Annotated in this window: 13 protein-coding genes; 9 read left to right on the top strand and 4 right to left on the bottom strand. The window is 65.3% G+C overall.

Annotated elements, in window-relative coordinates:
* Nucleotides 1-108 precede the first annotated feature (108 nt).
* The 5 genes from thiD to HXX15_RS01545 all read left to right on the top strand — a co-directional run bounded on the left by thiD (nt 109) and on the right by HXX15_RS01545 (nt 4609).
* Nucleotides 109-909: a bifunctional hydroxymethylpyrimidine kinase/phosphomethylpyrimidine kinase gene (gene thiD, locus HXX15_RS01565; protein ID WP_296511929.1), complete on the top strand. Its 801-nt coding sequence runs from the start codon at nt 109-111 to the stop codon at nt 907-909.
* A gap of 100 nt (nt 910-1009) precedes the next feature.
* Nucleotides 1010-1666, top strand: a complete 657-nt coding sequence (locus HXX15_RS01560; RefSeq protein WP_296514758.1) for a class I SAM-dependent methyltransferase — start codon at nt 1010-1012, stop codon at nt 1664-1666.
* A 41-nt stretch (nt 1667-1707) separates the two neighbouring features.
* On the top strand, nt 1708-2520 hold the full coding sequence (locus HXX15_RS01555; protein ID WP_296511927.1) for a UDP-2,3-diacylglucosamine diphosphatase: 813 nt from the start codon (nt 1708-1710) through the stop codon (nt 2518-2520).
* A complete protein-coding gene (locus HXX15_RS01550; RefSeq protein WP_296511925.1) occupies nt 2520-3578 on the top strand; it encodes a glycosyltransferase family 1 protein in 1059 nt (352 codons plus the stop codon). Before HXX15_RS01555 ends, HXX15_RS01550 begins: the two co-directional genes overlap by 1 nt.
* Nucleotides 3579-3622: 44 nt before the next feature.
* On the top strand, nt 3623-4609 hold the full coding sequence (locus HXX15_RS01545) for a threonine/serine dehydratase (protein WP_296511923.1): 987 nt from the start codon (nt 3623-3625) through the stop codon (nt 4607-4609).
* A gap of 7 nt (nt 4610-4616) precedes the next feature.
* On the opposite strand, the gene HXX15_RS01540 is transcribed toward HXX15_RS01545, so the two are convergent.
* Nucleotides 4617-5900 (bottom strand): hypothetical protein, encoded by a 1284-nt coding sequence (locus HXX15_RS01540; protein ID WP_296511921.1) that lies wholly within the window; start codon nt 5898-5900, stop codon nt 4617-4619.
* A gap of 75 nt (nt 5901-5975) precedes the next feature.
* Between HXX15_RS01540 and HXX15_RS01535 the strand changes: the two genes are divergently transcribed.
* Nucleotides 5976-7193, top strand: coding sequence for an MFS transporter (locus tag HXX15_RS01535; protein ID WP_296511918.1), 1218 nt, complete (start codon nt 5976-5978; stop codon nt 7191-7193).
* Here the strand turns inward: HXX15_RS01535 and dgcA are convergent.
* A complete protein-coding gene (gene dgcA / locus HXX15_RS01530; protein WP_296511916.1) occupies nt 7163-8158 on the bottom strand; it encodes an N-acetyl-D-Glu racemase DgcA in 996 nt (331 codons plus the stop codon). The two genes, HXX15_RS01535 and dgcA, sit on opposite strands and share 31 nt — an antisense overlap.
* 119 nt (nt 8159-8277) lie before the next feature.
* Between dgcA and HXX15_RS01525 the strand changes: the two genes are divergently transcribed.
* Genes HXX15_RS01525 through HXX15_RS01515 form a run of 3 tightly spaced genes read left to right on the top strand, consistent with a single transcriptional unit; the run spans nt 8278 to nt 11127 of the window.
* Nucleotides 8278-9426: an ABC transporter permease gene (locus tag HXX15_RS01525; protein ID WP_296511914.1), complete on the top strand. Its 1149-nt coding sequence runs from the start codon at nt 8278-8280 to the stop codon at nt 9424-9426.
* A gap of 2 nt (nt 9427-9428) precedes the next feature.
* Nucleotides 9429-10199, top strand: coding sequence for an ABC transporter ATP-binding protein (locus HXX15_RS01520; protein WP_296511912.1), 771 nt, complete (start codon nt 9429-9431; stop codon nt 10197-10199).
* A gap of 25 nt (nt 10200-10224) precedes the next feature.
* Nucleotides 10225-11127, top strand: coding sequence for an MlaD family protein (locus HXX15_RS01515; RefSeq protein WP_296511910.1), 903 nt, complete (start codon nt 10225-10227; stop codon nt 11125-11127).
* Nucleotides 11128-12079: 952 nt separating this feature from the next.
* On the opposite strand, the gene HXX15_RS01510 is transcribed toward HXX15_RS01515, so the two are convergent.
* Both HXX15_RS01510 and HXX15_RS01505 read right to left on the bottom strand, forming a co-directional pair.
* A complete protein-coding gene (locus HXX15_RS01510; protein WP_296511908.1) occupies nt 12080-12754 on the bottom strand; it encodes a substrate-binding domain-containing protein in 675 nt (224 codons plus the stop codon).
* A 372-nt stretch (nt 12755-13126) separates the two neighbouring features.
* Nucleotides 13127-19042, bottom strand: a complete 5916-nt coding sequence (locus tag HXX15_RS01505; RefSeq protein ID WP_296511906.1) for a negative regulator of septation ring formation — start codon at nt 19040-19042, stop codon at nt 13127-13129.
* Nucleotides 19043-19302 lie beyond the last annotated feature (260 nt).

The following is a 19302-nucleotide window of genomic DNA, read 5'->3' as shown; positions in this document are numbered from 1 at the left end:
ACGCATCAAGCCCAAAACCGCCCGCTGTGGCAAGCTTGCTGCCGGTCGAGCGGCGCGCTACCACCAGCGGCCGGCCTCGGCCAGCCGGGTCCGCGCACGAGCAATATCATGACGATTCCGATCGCCCTCACTATCGCCGGCTCTGACTCGAGCGGCGGCGCCGGCATTCAGGCCGACCTCAAGAGCTTCGCCGCCAACGGCGTCTATGGCGCGTCGGTGATCACCGCGCTGACCGCGCAGAATACCCAAGGCGTCAGCGCAATCCATCAGGTGCCGGCGGAATTCGTGACCGCCCAGATCGACGCGGTGTTCAGCGATCTCGCCGTCAAGGCGGTCAAGATCGGAATGGTGTCGCAGCGCCCCGTCATCGAGGCGATCGTTGCCGGGCTCGACCGCTGGTCGCCCGAAAATGTCGTGCTCGATCCGGTTATGGTGGCCACCTCAGGCGATCGGCTGCTGGCGGCTGACTGCGTCGAGGCGCTGCGCCGTGGCCTCATTCCCCGCGCCGGGATCATCACGCCGAACTTGCCGGAGGCGGCTGCCTTGCTGGATGAAGCGGTGGCCGGCGACGCGGCCGCCATCGAGAACCAGGGCCGGCGGCTACTGGCGCTGGGTTGCGGCGCGGTGCTGATCAAGGGCGGCCACGGACATGGGCCGATGAGCACCGACTACCTGTTCAGCGGGACCGATATTCTGGCACTGCAGGCTCCGCGAATTGCCACCAGGAACACCCACGGCACCGGATGCTCGCTGTCCGCGGCGATCGCCGCGGGGCTCGCCAAGGGGCAGGATCTGGAAACCGCGGTAGGCCGCGCCAAGGACTGGGTCAGCGCAGCGATCGCCGCCGCCGACCGGCTCGATGTCGGCCACGGCCACGGCCCTATCCACCACTTTTTTGCTTTCGACTAAAGCTCCACGGCCGGTCGGGTCCGCTGTCGTGGTGCCGTCGCACTCGACTGCTATCCGGGATTCACGATGATTTTGTGATTCTCTGGTGACGGCTCCGATGATGACTCCTGACCTCGATAAATCTGCAGTGCAAACGGCCTATGCCCGATGGGCGCCGATCTACGACGCTGTTTGTGGTCCTGTGATGGTCAAGGGGCGTCGCGCCGCGGCCGCCGAGGCGCGTTCGCTCGGCGGTAAGATCCTCGAGGTCGGCGTCGGTACTGGACTATCGTTCGACGATTACGATGCCACGACCGAAATTACCGGGATCGACCTCAGCGGCCCGATGCTGGACAAGGCCCGCGCCAAGATGGCGAGCGGACGCTATCCTTGGGTCAAGGACGTCCGGGTGATGGACGCCCACCAGATGGAATTCGACGACGCGACCTTCGACTGCGTGGTCGCGCAATTTGTCATCACTCTGGTCGCCAATCCCGAGCTGGTGCTGTCCGAGTGCCATCGCGTGGTCAAGCCGGGCGGTCGCATCATTCTGGTCAACCATCTGTATTCCGAGGTTGGCGTTGCTGCGGCGGTCGAGCGATGGGCCGCGCAGCGCACCAGGGGCATGGGTCTGCGTCCGGAATTTCCCTTCGCCCGGCTGCAGGCCTGGGCTCACGCCAACAAGAACGCAATTCTGGTCGAGCGGCGCAAGATCGCGCCGTTCGGCATCTACACCCTGGTTTGTTTCGAGAGGACGTTCGAGCCGCTCGCGGCCTGAACGCCATCAAGCTGTCATCCAGCGCTGCCAGCAGCGCGCGCATGGGAAGTCACGTCATGAGTGACGAGAATCCGGAACGACGCTTTCGCACCCTGTTCATCTCCGACGTACACCTCGGCGCGCGCGGTTCGCAGACCACACGGCTGCTGGACTTCCTCCGCGTTCACGACGCCGACACCATCTATCTTGTCGGCGACATCATTGACGGCTGGGCGCTGAAATCGAGTTGGTACTGGCCGCAGTCGCACAATGACTTCGTGCAGAAGCTGCTGCGCAAGGGCCGTAAGGGCGCCCGCATTCTCTACATCCCGGGCAACCACGACGAATTCTTGCGCTCCTATTATGGCACCCATTTCGGCGGCATCGACGTCGTCGAGAATGCGATCCATGTCGGCGTCGACGGTCGCCGCTACCTGGTGATCCACGGCGACATGTTCGACCTCGTGGTGCAGAACGCGCGCTGGCTCGCCCATGTCGGCGACAAGGCCTACGATTTCGCGATCCGGATGAATCGTCTGGTCAACGCGTTCCGGCGTTGGTTCGGCGTGCCGTACTGGTCGCTGTCGCAATGGGCGAAGCTGAAGGTCAAGAACGCGGTGAACTACATTGGCGCGTTCGAGCAGACGCTGGCGCAGGAGGCGCGCCGCCACGGTACCGACGGCGTGATCTGCGGCCACATCCACACCGCCGCGATCCGCGACGATCACGGCATCCGCTACATGAATTGCGGCGACTGGGTCGAGAGCTGCACGGCGCTGGCCGAGCACGAGGACGGCCGGTTCGAGATCATCACCTGGACCGACCCGGTCAAGCATAACCTGCCGGTGGCCTCGGTCGCGGCGCGCGCCGCCTGATGCGTATTCTAGTCGCCACAGATGCCTGGCATCCGCAGGTCAACGGCGTCGTACGGACGCTGACCATGATGGCCGACGCCGCCAAGACGCTTGGCGCCGATGTCAGCTTCATTACCCCGCAATCGTTTCCGACCGTCGGGCTGCCGAGCTATCCGGACCTGCGCGTTGCGATCCCGCGCCCGGCGAAGATCGCTCGGCTGATCGCCGAAGCGCAGGCCGACTGCATCCACATTGCCACCGAGGGGCCGATCGGAATCGCCGTGCGCAGTTACTGCCGCAAGCGGGGACTGCGCTTCACCACCAGTTTTCACACCCGGTTTCCGGAATATATCTCGGCGCGGCTGCCGATCCCGGAATCCTGGGTCTGGGCCTGGCTGCGCCGCTTCCACGGCCGAAGCCAGGCGGTGATGGCGGCGACGCCGGCACTGGCCGAGGAATTGCGCAGCCGGGGCTTTCGCAATGTGGTGCTGTGGCCGCGCGGTGTCGATGCCGGCCTGTTCCATCCGCGTGAGGGCGCCGATTTTGGCTTGCCGCGTCCGGTGTTTCTGTCGGTCGGGCGGGTCGCTGTCGAAAAGAATCTCGAAGCCTTTCTGGCGCTCGATCTGCCGGGGACCAAGGTCGTGGTCGGCGATGGCCCGGCCCGCGCCGGGCTGCAGCTGGCCTATCCGGATGCGGTATTTCTCGGCGCCCGCCAGGGCGAAGCGCTGGGGCAGGCCTATGCCGCGGCCGACGTGTTCGTGTTTCCGAGCAAGACCGACACCTTCGGATTGGTGCTGCTAGAGGCGCTGGGCAGCGGCGTGCCGGTCGCGGCGTTCCCGGTAACCGGCCCCCGCGACGTGATCGGCGATGCGCCGGTTGGTGTGCTTAGCGACGACCTGCAGCAGGCGTGCCTGTCGGCGCTGAAGATTTCGCCGCAAGCCTGCCTCGAATTCGCGGCATCGCAAACCTGGGCGGCGTCGGCCCGCGCCTTCATCGAAAATGTCACGCGGGTCTGGATGATGGATCCGGACCGCGATTCGGCCCGCGCGGCGCCGAAACAGGCTCGGTTCGTCGCCTGACTCCGCAGCTTGCCGGTACGGCGGGGCGCACGATACAAGCGTGCATGACAGATTCGGATGATTTGCCAGTCACCGCCGCGGATATCGACATCGCGGCCGGTGTGCTGGTGCCTTATGCGGTGCGGACCCCGCTGCTGAGTTGCCCGGCGCTCGACGCGGTGACCGGCGCCCGGGTGCTGCTGAAGCCGGAAATGCTGCAGCGGACCGGTTCGTTCAAGTTTCGCGGTGCTTTCAACAAGATGTCGTCGATTCCGAAAGCTGCGCGCGGCGGCGGTGTGGTGGCGTTCTCGTCTGGCAATCACGCGCAAGGTGTGGCCGCGGCGGCGCAGATCCTCGACATGCGCGCGACCATCGTGATGCCGGCGGATGCGCCGCTGTCGAAACGCGAACGGACCAGGGGCTACGGCGCCGAGGTGGTGCTGTACGACCGCGACCGCGAGGATCGCGAGGCGATCGCCCGCGAGATCGCTGCGGCGCGCGGGGCCACGCTGGTGCCGCCCTATGACGATCCCTGGGTCATTGCAGGGCAGGGCACGGTCGGTCGCGAGATCGCCGAGGATCTCGCCGGGCTTGGTCTCGCCCCCGATATCGTCGTTGCGCCGGTTTCCGGCGGCGGGCTGATCGCCGGGATCGCGGTGGCGGTCAAAGCGCGTTTTCCACAGGCCTCGATCATCTCGGCCGAGCCTGATGCCTTCGACGATCACGCCCGCTCGCTGGCGGCGGGTCATCGCGAACCGCATAGCGCCGAGGGCCGTACTATCTGCGATGCGCTGATGGCATCGATCCCGGGCGAACTGACCTTTGCCATCAACCGGCGGCTGTTGGCCCGCGGCGTCACCGCATCCGACGCCGAAATCGCGCAGGCGGTTGCCTTCTTGTTCCGGGAATTGAAGCTAGTGGCGGAGCCCGGCGGCGCGGTGGCGCTCGCCGCTTTGCTGTCGGGCCGGCTCGATGCGCGCGGCAAGACCGTTGTCATCGTGCTGTCGGGCGGCAATGTCGATGCCGACCTGTATGCGCGATTGATCGTCTGAAGCCGCCTTACGAAAAGAACGCGATCTTCTCGGCCTGGCTCATGCGGCGGATTGGCGCCAGCGGATCGACGTTGGATACGGCCGGCGGCGCCACCATCCCGCGCGCCAGCAGCGCCGCGCCAAGCGACGGTGGCGGCGGGTTCTCGGTCACGATCGCGGACTCCATGACCATCGTCTCTGCCATGGCCGCGCTGGCTTCGCGATAGACCGATTCTGCTGCAACCGGCTCGACGGCCATCGGCTCATCGTAAGACGGCTCGGCAGCAATTGGTTCGGCGGAAGCCAATTCGCCGGGCTCCGTCTCGCGCGCCGGGGTAGTCTCTTCATCCGCGAAATCCAGCGCGGCCATCTCCATCGCCACCAGATCCAGAACGGCGACATCCAGCGCGGTCTCCAGGTCGAGCACATCGGCATCGTTCTCGGCCATCGCGTGCTCGACCGCCGGCGCCAACTCCGCGGCGGTGTTCGGTTCGACGATCGTCGCCGCCTGAGCGGCGATTCCAGTTTGATCCTCGGCGGCGGCTTTCAGCACGACCGCCTCGGGCATATCGATCTGCGCCGCGGTGTCGGCTGGATCCGGCGGCAGCTCCATGGCCATTTCCGCAGCGGCGTCCGTGTCGACCTCGGCAATCTCCGAGGCTGACGCTTCTGGAAGATTCGAAGCAGCCTGCTGCAATTCATTGCTCACAACCGGCGCCGACGAAGCCGCCTGTTCGGGCTCGACAGCTGCCGCTTCGTGCGGAGGCGAAGCCGCGGCTTCGTCGCCGGCCAGATCGGCGATCCGACGAATCACCAGATCGAACGCCGCCAGCACCTCGTCGCGATCGATCGCCGCGATCTGGCGGTGGCCGGAATCGATCGCGTTGACCTGGGCGTCGAGCAGATCGCAGATCCGGGCATCGGCGCCGCATTCGCGCAACGTCCAGGCGACTTCGCGGATGATTCGCACGCCCTCATGCGCCGCCGCGAGGGTCCCGCTGACCTCCAAAGCCGCAAGCGCCAGCGCGACGCCGGCGCGCGCTTCGCCGACGATCACCCGAATCGCTCCGAGCGAATCGATCAGCGCGTTGGCGGGAGCCTGCTTCTGCGCGGCCAGAGTCGTTTCAATCCGCGCCACGGCGTCGAGCACCATGCTGGTGTCGGCGTTGCGGTTGCGCTTGCCGTACTCGCTGAGAAACCAGCGGCCGCGCGCGGTTTCCATGAACGCTTCGCGAATCGCCTCGTAGTCCGCTTCGCTGGGCAGCGATGCGCGGGCGGCGATCGGCGATAGGGCAAATGCTTCTTCGGCCATCATGGACTCGTGGCGCAAATCATTGCGCGTTGAGATAACGATCACCATGATCCGCAGCGAATCGCAATTGAATTGATGCCGTCCGAATCACAAATCCCCATCCGATCGCAATTGGAGGCCCGGCGATTCGCGATTCGCCTGGCGCTATTTTATGGCGCGATCTTCGGGGTGGTCGGCACTTACTTGCCGTTTTTCACGGTGTGGCTGAAGGCGATCGGGATCGATGCGTGGTGGATCGGCGTGATCGTCGCGGCGCCCTCGGTCACCCGTTTCACCATCCTGCCTTTCGTCACCGCGCTCGCGGAACGGCGTCAGGCGTTGCGCGGGGCGCTGATCGTGACCGCGATCGTCACCGTCGCCGGCTTTGCCGCGCTGGGCACCTTGCGTCAGCCTTTCGCGGTGTTCGTCGTCTTCGTGGTGACTGCTTGCGCCTGGACGCCGATGGTGCCGCTGACTGACGGTTATGCGCTGAAGGGCGTGGCACGCTACGGTCTGAATTACGGACCGCTGCGGCTGTGGGGTTCGGCCGCGTTCGTGGTCGGCGCGCTGGTTTGCGGGCTGTTGGTCGATGTGATCGCGGCCGAGAAGCTGATCTTCGTCATCGCCGGCGCGGCGGCGCTTGGCGCCATCACCAGCTTCGGGTTGCGGCCGCTCGATGCGCCGGCAAGGAGTTCGGTAGCGCCGCAGCGCACCACGGCGCTGCTACGCAGCCCGGGCTTTCTGGCGATCATCGTGGCCGCGGCGCTGATCCAGGGCAGCCACGCCGCCTATTACACTTTCGCGTCGATTGCCTGGCAGGGCGCCGGCTTCGGCGGGATGACCATCGCCGCGCTCTGGGTGCTGGGGGTGATCGCCGAGATCGTGGTGTTCGCGCTGTCGCCGCGGTTCGCCTTATCGCCGGCGCTGCTGGTGGTGATCGGAGCGCTGAGTGCGGTGGCGCGCTGGCTGATCACCGCGCAGGATCCGCCGTTGGCGGCGCTCGCCGTGGTGCAATTGCTGCATGGGCTGACCTATGGCCTGACCCAGGTCGGCACGATGGGGCTGCTGATCCGCTACGTCCCCGGTCATGTGGTCGCGCGCGCGCAGGGTTATCTCACCGCCTGCACCGGGATCGCCATGAGCGGCGCCGCGATGCTGTGCGGCGCGATCTACGCGCAGCAGGGCCAGCGCGTCTACTATCTGATGGCGGCGATGGCGATCGTCGGCGCACTGGTAATGTTACTGGGGCGGCGCTGGCTCGACGCCCATCCTTCGGTCGTGGATCAGCCCCACAACGCCGGCTCAGGCGGATAGATCGTGCTGCCGTCATAGCGTAGGCCATTGTCGCGGTCCCGCGCCAGCAGCAGCGGGCCGTCGAGATCGACAAAGCGTGCGCGTTGCGCCAGCAGCATCGCCGGCGCCATCGACAGCGAGGTCGCCACCATGCAGCCGATCATGATTTCGAAGCCGAGGGCTTGCGCTGCCTCGGCCATCGCCATCGCCTCGGTCAGACCGCCGGTCTTATCGAGTTTGATATTGATCGCATCGTAGCGCTCGCGCAGGCCCTCGAGCGAGGCCCGGTCGTGGACGCTTTCATCGGCGCAAACCGCCATCGGCCTGCGAATCCGGGCCAGCGCTCCGTCTCGTCCGGCCGGCAGTGGCTGTTCCACCAGGGTGACGCCGACCTCGGCGCATTCGGCGAGATTTTGTTCGAGGTTGTTGGGCGTCCAGGCCTCGTTGGCGTCGACGATCAGTTCGGATTCCGGCGCCTCCCTGCGCACCGCCGCGATCCGGTCGCCATCGCCGTCGCCGCCGAGCTTGATCTTGAGTAGCGGCCGTCCCGCCGCCTTGGCGGTGGCGGCAGCCATCGCGTCCGGCGTTCCCAGCGAGATGGTGTAGGCGGTGGTGGCGGGACGCGGCGCGGCGCTGCCGAGTAGGTTCCAGACCCGTTGGCCGCTGGCCTTGGCCTCAAGGTCCAGAAAGGCGCAATCCAGAGCGTTGCGGGCGGCACCAGCCGGCATCGCCGTCTGCAGCGCTTGGCGGCCGATCCCGTCGCGCAGCCGCTGCTGCATCGCCTGGATCGCCGCGAGGGTGGCTTCCGGCGTTTCGCCATAGCGGGCATAGGGAACACATTCGCCGCGGCCGATGTGGCCGCGATGGCTGATCTCGGCGACCACCACCACGGCTTCGGTCTTGGCGCCGCGGCTGATGGTGAAGGCGCCCGCGATCGGCCAACGCTCGATCCCGGCGGCCAATTGTGGCGGCTTCGTGGAACTCATTGCTGAATCTATTAAACTCGGAATCGAGGGTTGCTCGGCGCTAACAAGTATGGCTGGTAATGAGCCTCGCTCACAAGACGTCAGCTGAATAAGCATTTGATAACTGTATTCGGTGCAGAATGGCACAGGAGTTGAAATTGGACGGCCCGACACTTGAACGAATTGCGAGGGGCGAGGGCCTGGCGCTGTGCGCTGCCGGGTCGTGGACCGCAATGTTCGCGCCCGCGCTCGAGCGTATCGTCGCGGACGCCGAGCAACTGACCGGAACGCGTCCCAACATCTTCATCGACGTCTCCGATGTCGCCAAGCTCGACACCTTCGGCGCCTGGCTGATCGAGCGTCTGCGTCGCAGCCTGACCGAGGGCGGCGTCGAGGCGAAGATCGCCGGGCTCTCGGCGAATTATTCCAGCCTGGTCGACGAGGTGCGCCGGGTCGAGCCCACCGGACCGGCGGAACCGGTCTCGGGTTCGTTCCGGGCGCCGATCGAGCGGTTGGGCCGGACCGTTTACGCGTTCGGCGACGACTTGGTGGCGCTGATCAGCATGATGGGCGCGGTGCTGGCGGCGATGCTGCGGGCGATCCTGCATCCATCGACCTTCCGCCTGACCTCGACGGTTCATCATCTCGAACAGGTCTGCTGGCGCGCGGTGCCGATCGTGGTGCTGATCACCTTCCTGATCGGCTGTATCATCTCGCAGCAGGGCATCTTCCATTTCCGCAAATTCGGCGCCGATGTGTTCGTCGTCGACATGCTCGGCGTGCTGGTGCTTCGCGAAATCGGCGTGCTGCTGGTCGCGATCATGGTCGCCGGCCGCTCCGGCAGCGCCTATACGGCCGAGCTCGGCTCGATGAAGATGCGCGAGGAGATCGACGCGCTGCGGACCATGGGGTTCGACCCGATCGACGTGCTGATCGTGCCGCGGATGATCGCGCTGGTGCTGGCGATGCCGATCCTGACCTTTCTCGGGGCGATGGCCGCGCTGTATGGCGGCGGCCTGGTGGCCTGGCTGTATGGCGGCGTCGATCCGGACGCCTTCCTGCTGCGGCTGCGCGACGCAATTTCGATCAATCACTTCACCGTCGGCATGATCAAGGCGCCGGTGATGGCGATTGTGATCGGCATCGTCGCCTGCGTCGAGGGCCTCGCGGTGCAGGGCAGCGCCGAGTCGCTCGGCCAGCACACTACCGCGTCGGTGGTGAAGGGGATCTTCTTCGTCATCGTGATGGACGGCGTATTTGCCATCTTCTTCGCATCGATCGGGATGTGACGATGGCTGTCGACCCATCCGACGCGATCATCCGGGTTCGCGACGTCTCCGTGCAGTTCGGTTCCACCAAGGTTCTCGACGAGCTCAGCCTCGACGTCAGGCGCGGCGAAATCCTCGGCTTCGTCGGCCCGTCCGGCGCCGGCAAATCGGTTCTGACCCGTACGATCATCGGCCTGGTGCCGAAGGTCAGCGGGCGGATCGAGGTGTTCGGGATCGATCTCGACGCCGCCGACGCAGCCGAGCGGCGCGGTGTCGAGCGGCGCTGGGGCATCCTGTTCCAGCAGGGCGCGCTGTTTTCCTCGCTTACGGTGCGACAGAACATCCAGTTCCCGGTGCGCGAATATCTCAATTTGTCGCAGCGCCTGCTCGATGAGATTACCATCGCCAAGCTCGGCATGGTGGGGTTGAAGCCCGAGGTGGTCGACCGCTTTCCGTCGGAACTATCCGGCGGCATGATCAAGCGTGTGGCGCTGGCGCGGGCGCTGGCGCTCGATCCGGAACTTGTATTCCTCGACGAACCGACCTCGGGGCTGGACCCGATCGGCGCCGGCGATTTCGACGAATTGGTGCGGACCCTGCAGCGTACTTTGGGTCTGACGGTTTTTATGGTAACTCATGACCTCGACAGCCTTCATACAGCGTGCGACCGCATCGCCGTTCTGGGCAGCGGCAAGGTCATCGCGGCGGGAACGATGGCCGACATGCAGGCCTCGGAACATCCATGGCTGCGATCCTATTTTCACGGCAAGCGGGCCCGCGCCGTCGTCGGCTAGATTCGCCAGTACTGGAGTTGATTGAATGGAAACGCGGGCGAACTACTTTCTGATCGGCACGTTCACGCTCGCGGTGATCGCGGCGGCGTTCGGATTTGTGCTCTGGTTCCAGAGCCTGCACACCACCAAGCTGCGCAGCCCGCTGCGCATCGTGTTCGAAGGCGCGGCGTCCGGCCTGCGCAACGGCGGCAGCGTCAATTTCAACGGCGTCCGGGTCGGCGAAGTCACCTCGGTGAAGCTCGACAATCCGCGCCGGGTGGTGGCGCTGGCGATGGTGGAAAACACCGCCCCGATCCGCAAGGATACCCTGGTCGGCCTGGAGTTCCAGGGCCTGACCGGCGTGGCGGCGATCTCGCTGAAGGGCGGGCTCGAGACCGCCCCGCCGGTTCCGCTGGACGAGGACGGCGTGCCGGTGCTGACCGCCGATCCGAATTCGCTGCAGGACATTTCCGAGTCGATCAAGGCGACGCTGAAGAACGTCAACCGGATGGTCGCCGAAAACGAGGATACGGTGAAGTCGTCGCTGCAGAACCTACAGACCTTCACCGGAAGTCTGGCGCGCAGCTCGGACAAGATCGACAGCATCATGGCCAGGGTCGACGGCGTGATGGCGAAGACCGACAGCGTCATGCAGGGCATCGACGCGCTGGCCGGCGGCAAGGACGGCGGCGAGCTGTTCCAGGCGGTGAAGTCGTTCCGCGAACTGGCCGACAATCTCGACAAGCGCGCCGCGACGTTGATCATGGACGGCCGCAAGACCCTTGGCGACATCAGCCGCGCGGTCAACAATCTCGACAAGAACCCGACCCGCATCCTGTTCGGGCCGAGCAATGCGACGGCGCAGGAGCCGGCCCAGGCGCCTGCCAGAGCCGCCGCTCCGGGACCGCGCGCCGAACAGCCGGCGCCGCGGCGACGGCCGGCGCAGTAAGCGCGCGCGTCGCCGGGAGCGTCGCGCTGGCCGTTTTCGCTCGGCGAGCAAGCGGCGACGGATACGGTGGCATTGATGTCGTCCGTCGTCATTGCCGGGCTCGATCTCTCACCACTGTCATCCCCGCGAAAGCGGGGAACCAGTATTGCAGAGCGCTTGTGATTTGATCGCTGTCACTTTGGAATACTGGGTCGCCGGGTCAAACCGGGCGATGACGGTGTGTGTGGAGGGGCGCTGGTGCCTCGCTGCCGGGTGCAGAGCAGCATCCGCTCCTCAACTCGCATTCCGATTCGACTATCAAACAGCCACGGCTTCGCGATCCCGCGGCGCAAAGCGCCCGGGGTTTGCTTGAGTCCCGTGCCCCCTTCGGAGAAGAGGGCGCGCGGAACGCCGGGTGCCCGATGCACCCGCGGCCCCGTGTGCAAAGTGAAAAGCACACGAGCGTAGTCACCACGGTTGCGCCGGAATCATCCGGCGTTCCGCGCGCGGTGGAGGAACGGTGTATTGCGTGGCGCCCCCGGCGGTCGCTCCGGGTTACCGCCGTTTGCCGGGTTCACGCTTACCGCCGCCACGACCTTCTCCCGAGGGAGCGATCGCGGGGGCCGACCCGACCTCATCTGGTGCGGGGCAACCGCACCGGGACTGTCCACGCCTTCCACCGTCCGGCCTTGGCGAGGTCGTCATCCGGGGCGCTTTTCACACCCCGGCAGTTCGAACGCCGCATGCCGGCCACCGCATCCCGCCCCGCGTCCGTGACGATCGCGAGCCGCCCCTCGTGTGAGGCGGGATGAGCGGAATATAGTCCTATGTTGGCGAGGTTGTCAATCGGGAAAATTGTGCGCGGGCGCTCACGCTGAAGCGACACGCCTGCTGTGAATGAATTTCGCCGCTTATCCCATGGCGGACTTCGAAAGTCCGCCAACCGTTTTCGTGTTTAAAGAACCAAACGTCATTACGGTTCGACGGGTTCTAAGCCTTTGGCCTTCATTACTATCAGGGCGGCCGGAGTGGTGAGATACTTGAGCAGTGCTTTGGCTGCTTCTGCTTCCCTGGCAGCAGCGCTGACGCCTGCGGTGTAGACGACGTATTGCTGCAACTCTTTCGGCATGAGGCCGACCAATTCAACGCCGGGATCCGCAAGAATGGCGGGCGGCGAGATCACCGCGAGCTCCACTTCGCCCTTTGCAACAGATGGCACCACCGCACTGGATGCCAGCGGCTTGAGCTTTTCGCTAACTTCTGCGGCGATGCCAAGGCGTTCGATCAGACCTTTGAAATAGGTTCCGCTTCCGCCTTCGCTCGAATAGGCGATCGATTTGGCGTTGAGCAGCGTTTTCTTGAGAGTTTCGGTCGAACCGATATCGGGCTTCGGTGCGCCCTTCTTAACCGCCACGGCGACGGCCGCACGAGAGACGTCCACCCTTGTACCTACGGCGACTTTGCCTTGTTTGAGCAGATCGTCGATGAGGGCCGGCAGTAGCACGGCCACATCGAACGTGTCGCCGGCATCAATTTGCCGTTTCAATGAGGCAGATACATCGTACTTGATCGTTAGTTTGTTGCCCGTTGCACGCTCGAATTGGGGGCCTAGTTCATTCAGAAATGGCTTGAGTGGCAGAACGCTCATGACCGTGACCTCTGCGCACCGTGCTAACTGGGCGTGCGCCAGCATGAACAAAGCGCAGATTGCGATTTTGGCAGCTGTGGCAAACGGAACTGGTTTCATGGACGTCCTCAGAAATAGATTAAGGGATCAATAGCACAGCACTCCACTACCAAGGCATCAAACGCCAGCAAATTGTCGCGACCTGAAGGGTTGCCGCGAGCGACCGCTCGACAATGACCGCTTGTGGCACCAAGCGGACCTCTGCTCGAGTTACGGCACCCGTCAGCTCGATGGCGTTCCAGCCAAGATCGAATAGCTGATTGAAGAAAAAAGCGGAGGCCATGGGCCCCCGCTTTCGTTTGTCAGCCCGCTGCCCGATCGGGCAGGGCGGCGTTAGCCCAGCCGTCCCGCCGCATGCGCGAGCAGGGTGTAGACCAGCCCGGTCTCCGAGGTGAGGTGGCTGCGCAGGATCGCCGGTCCGCGTTCGTCGCGAGCGACCTCGTCGAGCAGCCGCTCGAACTCGGTGATGTAGCGATCCACCGTCTGTTTGAAGTTGCGGTCGCCGCGATACTTGCGGCCGACTTCGTCGAACGCCTTCTGGCCGGCCGGGGTGTAGAGCCGCTTGGTGAAGGCCTTGGTCTCGCCGCGCTGATAGCGATCCCACATTTCGGCGGCGAGATTGCGGTCCATCAGCCTGCCGATGTCGAGCGACAGCGATTCCAGCGGATTGCCGGTGATCGCCTGCTGCGGCGCGCGGCCGCGCGGCGCTGTTGCATCGCGATCCGCGGTGGTGTCGGCGCGGCTCAGCAGGTCCGACAGCCAGCCATCGCGACCCTGGTCGGCGGCGGCAGCGGGGCTGACCGAGGGGGCCTCGGTGCGGCGCGGTGCCGGCATGCCGAGATCCGGCGGTGGCAGGTTCGACGCGCTGCTATCGCGCATCCGTGCTGCTGGGCGCGGCGCCGGCTCGTTGCGTCCGCCGGCGGTCGCCAGCATCGGCTCTTCCTCGCGCTGCGAACCGCGGCCGGCGCTGACCACGTCGAGGCCACGGCCGTGGCGGGCGACGATCCGGTTCAACTCGGCGAGCGCCTCGATCTGGTCGACGATGACCTTGCGCATCTGCGCGGTGCTTTCAGCGGCTTCCTGCGGCATCTCCAGGACACCGCGACGCAGTTCGTCGCGGGTGGTTTCGAGTTCGTTGTGCATGTCGGAGGCCATCTGCTTGATGCCCTGAACCATCGAAGCAAACTTGTCCGCCGACTGCCTGAACATCGCGTCGGCTTCCTGGGTGCCCTGCTGATAGATCTGATGCATGGCCTCGGTGGTCAGCCGGCGTTCTTCCTCGGCGGCGCTGCGCACCGCCTCGAATTGCTGACTGATGGAGGCAGAACCGGCTCCGGCGGTTTCCGCGACAACCCGCGCGATATCGCGCGCGCGTTCTTCGGCGGCGGCGAGCGATTCATCGAGCAGACCGGTGAACCGGGTCAGGCGCTGATCGAGATCGGCGGTCCGAAGATCGATGGTGGTGACCAGCGATTCCAGCGCCTCTTTGCGTTCGGCGACCGACGAACTGGTGCTGCGGTTGCTCTGCTCGACCAGCGCTGCGGCCTCGACCAGGGCGTTGCCATGAGCTTCGAACTGGCTCGACAGCGCGCCGAGATCTTCCAGCGCCCGCGAGGTCTTGACGTTGAACGTGGACAGCTGGTCTTCCAGTGCCTGGGTGGCGACGCCGTTGCGGGAATTGACGTCGTTCATGGTCGAGACGAACTCGGCGACACGGGTGACCAGGGCCCGTTCCAGCGAGTTGAGGTTTTCGTGGGCGCCGGTGAGCACTTCCTGAAGCAGGATGTTGCCTTCACGCAGCCGTTCGAACAGCGCGACGGTGTCGGTGCGCAGGATCGTGCTGGTTTCCTGCATCTCGGTGACCGCCGCGATCGACACTTGGCGCGACTGCTCGATCGCCGAACGCGAGGCCTGCTCGAGATCCTTCAACGACTTGTTGATGGCGCCGGTGGCGAGTTCGCCCGCGCCGGTGATGGTGCGCGCGACTTCGGTGCCGTTGGTGGTGATCGAATTCGAGAACACCTTGCCGCGGGTTTCGATCGCCTTCAGCGCGTCGGTGGTGACGCGGTCGATATCGACCGAGAGCTGGTTGGTCTTGTTGGAGATCGCATCGACCAGCGCGCCGCGCTTGCCATCGATCATCTGCGACAGACGGTCGGTCTGCTGCTGGACGTAGGTGACGATCTCGTCGGTCTTTCCGGTCATCGTCGATCCGAAGCTGCCGCTGGCGGCGAACACCGAACGTTCGATCTCGGCCGAAGTGGTCTTGATCTTGGCGCTGACCTCGTTGGACGCCATCACCAGCGACGAATGCGCATTCGCCGCGCTGGTCTGGATATTGTCCGTGGTGTTGGCGGTGACGGTCGTCAGCGTCCGTTCGATGTCGCCGGAGATCGACTTCATCTGGTTGGCCGCTTCCGTAGTGACCGTCACCAGCGTGGTCTGCACCTCGCGAGCGCTGCCGAGAATTGACGCGGCAGTGTCGGCGCCGACCGCGGTCAGCGTGCGCTCGACGTCGGTCGCAAGCGATTTGACGTGGTTGGCCGCATCGTTGGATGCGGTCACCAGGGTATTTTGCGCCTCGCGCGCCCCGGCGACGATCGAGTCGGAGGTCGCGATACCGGCCGCGATCAGCGTGCGCTCGACTTCGGCGGTCAGCGATTTGACCTGGGTCGAGGCGTCGGTGGAAGCGGTCACGAGCGTGCTCTGGACCTCACGTGCGCTGGCGATAATGGAGCCGGCGGTGGCGGCGCCTGCGGCGGACAACGTCCGCTCGACATCGCCGGCCAAGGATTTGACCTGGGTCGATGCATCGGTGGATGCTGCAACAAGCGTGCTCTGAGCTTCGCGCGCGCCGGCAACGATCGATTCGGCGGTCGCGGTTCCTGCTGCGGACAGGGTGCGCTCGACGTCGGCGGTCAGCGATTTGACCTCGGCCGATGCTTCCCTGGAGGCCGCAACCATCGCGTCATGGGCTTCGCGGGCGCTGGCGGCGATCGATTCGGCGGTCGCGGCTCCTGCTGCGGAGAGGGTGCGTTCGACGTCGGCCGTCAGCGTCATGACGTGGGTCGATGCATCCGCCGAAGCGTTCACCAGTGTGGTCTGCGCGGCGCGGGCGCCGGTCAGCACGGATTCAGCGGTGGCGGTGCCGGCGGCGAACAGCGTCCGCTCGATATCGGCGGACAGCGACCGGATCTGGTTGGCGACGTCGGACGACGTCGACACCAGTGTGTTCTGCGCTTCGCGCGCACCGGCGACGACCGACGACGTAGTCGAGCTTCCGGCTTCGGAAAGCGTGCGTTCGATGTCCGAGGACAGCGACCGGATCTGTTTGGCGACCTCGGAGGACGTCGCCATCAGGGTGTTCTGCGCTTCGCGCGCACCGGCCACGACCGACGCCGTGGTGGCGCTGCCGGCATCCGACAGCGTGCGCTCGATGTCGGTGGACAGCGATTTGATCTGGCTGGCGACGTCGGTCGATGTGCTGACCAGCGTGCTCTGGGCCTCGCGCGCGCCGGCGAGAACCGACGCCGCCGTGGAGGTGCCGGCGGCCGACAGGGTGCGTTCGACGTCGGCGGACAGCGACTTGATCTGGTTGGCCGCGTCGGTGGATGCCGACACCAGCGTGGTTCGCGCCTCGTTGGCACTGACCACGATCCAATTGGCCGCGGTGGTGCCGACCTCGGTCAGCGCGCGTTCGACCTCCGACGAGGTCAGCTTGAGCTGCTCGCCGACATCCGAGGAAACTGTCAGCAGCGATTGCTGCGCGGCGCGGGCGCCGCTCTGGATCGTCTCGCTGGTGTTGACGACGAGGTTGGTCAACGAGCGTTCGGCGTCCGCGACGTGCGACTTGATGCCGATCGACAACTCTTCGGCGCGGGCCATCAGCGTGTCGCTGGCCTGGCGTCCGCTGCTCTCGAAACGGCCGGCGACGGCTTCGACGCGCGACCCCAGCAGATCCTCGAATTGGGTGACGCGAATATCGATGTCGTTCGCGACGGCGCCGACGCGGCTTTCCAGGCCTTCGTGAATTTCCTGGAACCGGGCGCTAACGGTGCTGGCGAGGTGGTTGCTGCGGGAATCGATGGTTTCGGTCACGTCGCTGATGCGCTGGTCGATCGCGCTGATCGCCTGGGTGGTTCCGTCCGTCAGCGTCGTCGTGAGATGGGCGAGGCGGGTGTCGATCGATTGCACTGCCTGGGTCGCGCCATCGGTCAGAGCCGACGTCAGATGGGTCAGGCGCGAGTCGATCGACTCGATGGCCTGGATCGCGCCGGTGGACAGCGACGTCGTCAGATGGGTCAAGCGCGAGTCGATCGACTCGATCGCCTGCTCGGTGCCGGTGGTCAGCGTCGTGGACAGCTTCTCGATCCTCGTGTCGATGGTCTCGGTCACCGACTTCGCGCGATCGTCGAAGGTCTGCTCCAGCGACTTGAGATGCCCGCCGACCGAATCGTCGAACGTCTGGATCTTGCTGTGCAGCGAACCGTCGAGGCTGGTGACGCGGGATTCGAAAGTGGTCTCGAACTGGGTCAGGCGCTGATCCAACGCGGCGCTGATCGTGCCGCCGTTGGCGGTCAGCCTTGTGTCGAAGGTGTCGACGTAGTTCTTCAGGGTCTCGGAAATATCCTGGGTTCGCTGTCCCATGCGGTCGACGATGTCGCCGCCGTAGGTCTTCACGGTGCGGTCGAATTCCGAAATATGCTTGGTGATCAGCGCGCCGAGGGTGCCGCTGTCGCGGGAAAATTTCTCGGCCAGCTCCGCGCCCTGGTCCTTCACCAATTCGTCGAAGGCGCTCATCTGCAGGCTGAGCGTGTCGTGGGCATTCTCAGTCTGGCTGACCACCTTCGCGACCAGCGTGTTGACGGTGACGTCGAGCGCCTCGGAGGCCTTGTCGCCGCTGGTCAGGATCTGGGTGGCGAGGCGGTTGCCGGCTTCGTCGATCTTACTGACCAGATCGCCGCTGCGCAGTTCGAGTTCCAGCAGCAGGGAGTCGCTGGAATTCTTCAGCGAGTCGTGGACCTGCTCGGTACGATCGGAGATGCCGTCGACGATGGTGGAGGAGCGCTGCTCGAACTCGCTGGTGATGCGGTCGATGCGTTCGTTCAGCATGTCGTGGACGCGGTCGGCCAGTTCGACGAATTCGTCGTGGACGTGGCCGGTCTTGAAATTGAGGCTGGTGGTGAGCCGTTCGCTGGCGTCGAGCACCGCGCGGGTGGTCTCGGCACTGGCCTCCTCGAGGCGGTCGAGCAGATCGCCGCCGCGCTCGCCGAGCGCCAGAATCATGTTGTCGCCGGCGTTGCTGAGCGCGCTGGTGATGTGGGCGCCGCGCTCTTCCAGCGCGCCGGTGATGCTCTTGGCCACTTCATCGACGCGCGAGGCGATCGCATCCGAAATCAGCGCGATGTCATGACGCAGATCGATCTGCACGCCGGAGATGGCGCTGCGGACCTGTTCGGCCTGGCCGACCAGATTGTCGCGCTGATGCGCGATGTCCTGCAGCAGCGCGCGGATGCGGACTTCGTTGTCCGAATAGGCGCGTTCCAGCGCGGAGACTTCGTTGGCGACCAGGGTTTCGAGTTCGCCGGCGCGTGCGATCGCGCGCTCGACGCCATCGCCCATCGCGGCGACTTCGCGGCGGATCGCCTGGCCGACCGTGACCATGGAATCGCTCGCCGCGCCCTCGGGTTCGGAGAAGCGGATCGCGACCTGCGCCATCGATTGCGCGATCATCCGCAGCTCCTGGCCGCGCCATGCGAGGCTCGCCAGGAAATAGAACAGCATCACCGGCGCGAAGAACAGCGCGGCGAGGCCAGCCAGCGCCAGCGTTCCGCCGCTGCCCTGGCCGATGAAGGCTTGCAGCGACGGCAGGAAGGCGATGGTGAGCAGGCCGGCGCCGACGATCCAGATGCCGGCGAACACCGAAGCCAGCATGTAGACGTTGCGGGCGGGGCGGCCCTTCTGAATTGCCTGCAACAACTGGCCGATGGTCTCGCGATCGTCATTGGCGGGACGCTGCGCAAAGCGCTGTTCGTCGACCGGCTCGAAGCTCTTGCGGTCGTTGCCGATCCGGCTGTCGAAGCTGCCACCGTCGTAAGGAGGCGCCGCGGATGAGGTCGACGAACTCTCAGTCCTGATGGTGATCTGATCGCTGCCGGTCGCCGGCGCGTCGCTGATATTCAGGGCTTCCTGAATTGCGGACATCGCGACTTCGGTCGGATCTTTGATCTTCTTGGGATTGTTCGCCATTTGGTCTACGCCCTTGTTCTACGCATCCGGGGGACGCCCGCGCGGTCGGTGACCGCTGCATGTCTCCGGCTCTGGTGCTTGAAGCCGGGCGAAATCGAACCCCTATGCGCCCAGCTTGTCCGCTACTTCCACAAACATCCTATTGGCTCGGCGGAGCGAATGAAATGGTCGCCGTTAAGAACATCTTAATCATCGTTAACGGGAGTGACGGCTAAACCTTTCTGCTACCGCAAAAATCCAGGATGCCCGGTCGAACCGTG

This window comes from Rhodopseudomonas sp. (assembly GCF_013377015.1).
In the GTDB taxonomy this organism is placed as follows: Bacteria; Pseudomonadota; Alphaproteobacteria; order Rhizobiales; family Xanthobacteraceae; genus JARJEH01.
This window is presented reverse-complemented; position numbering and strand designations above follow the sequence as displayed.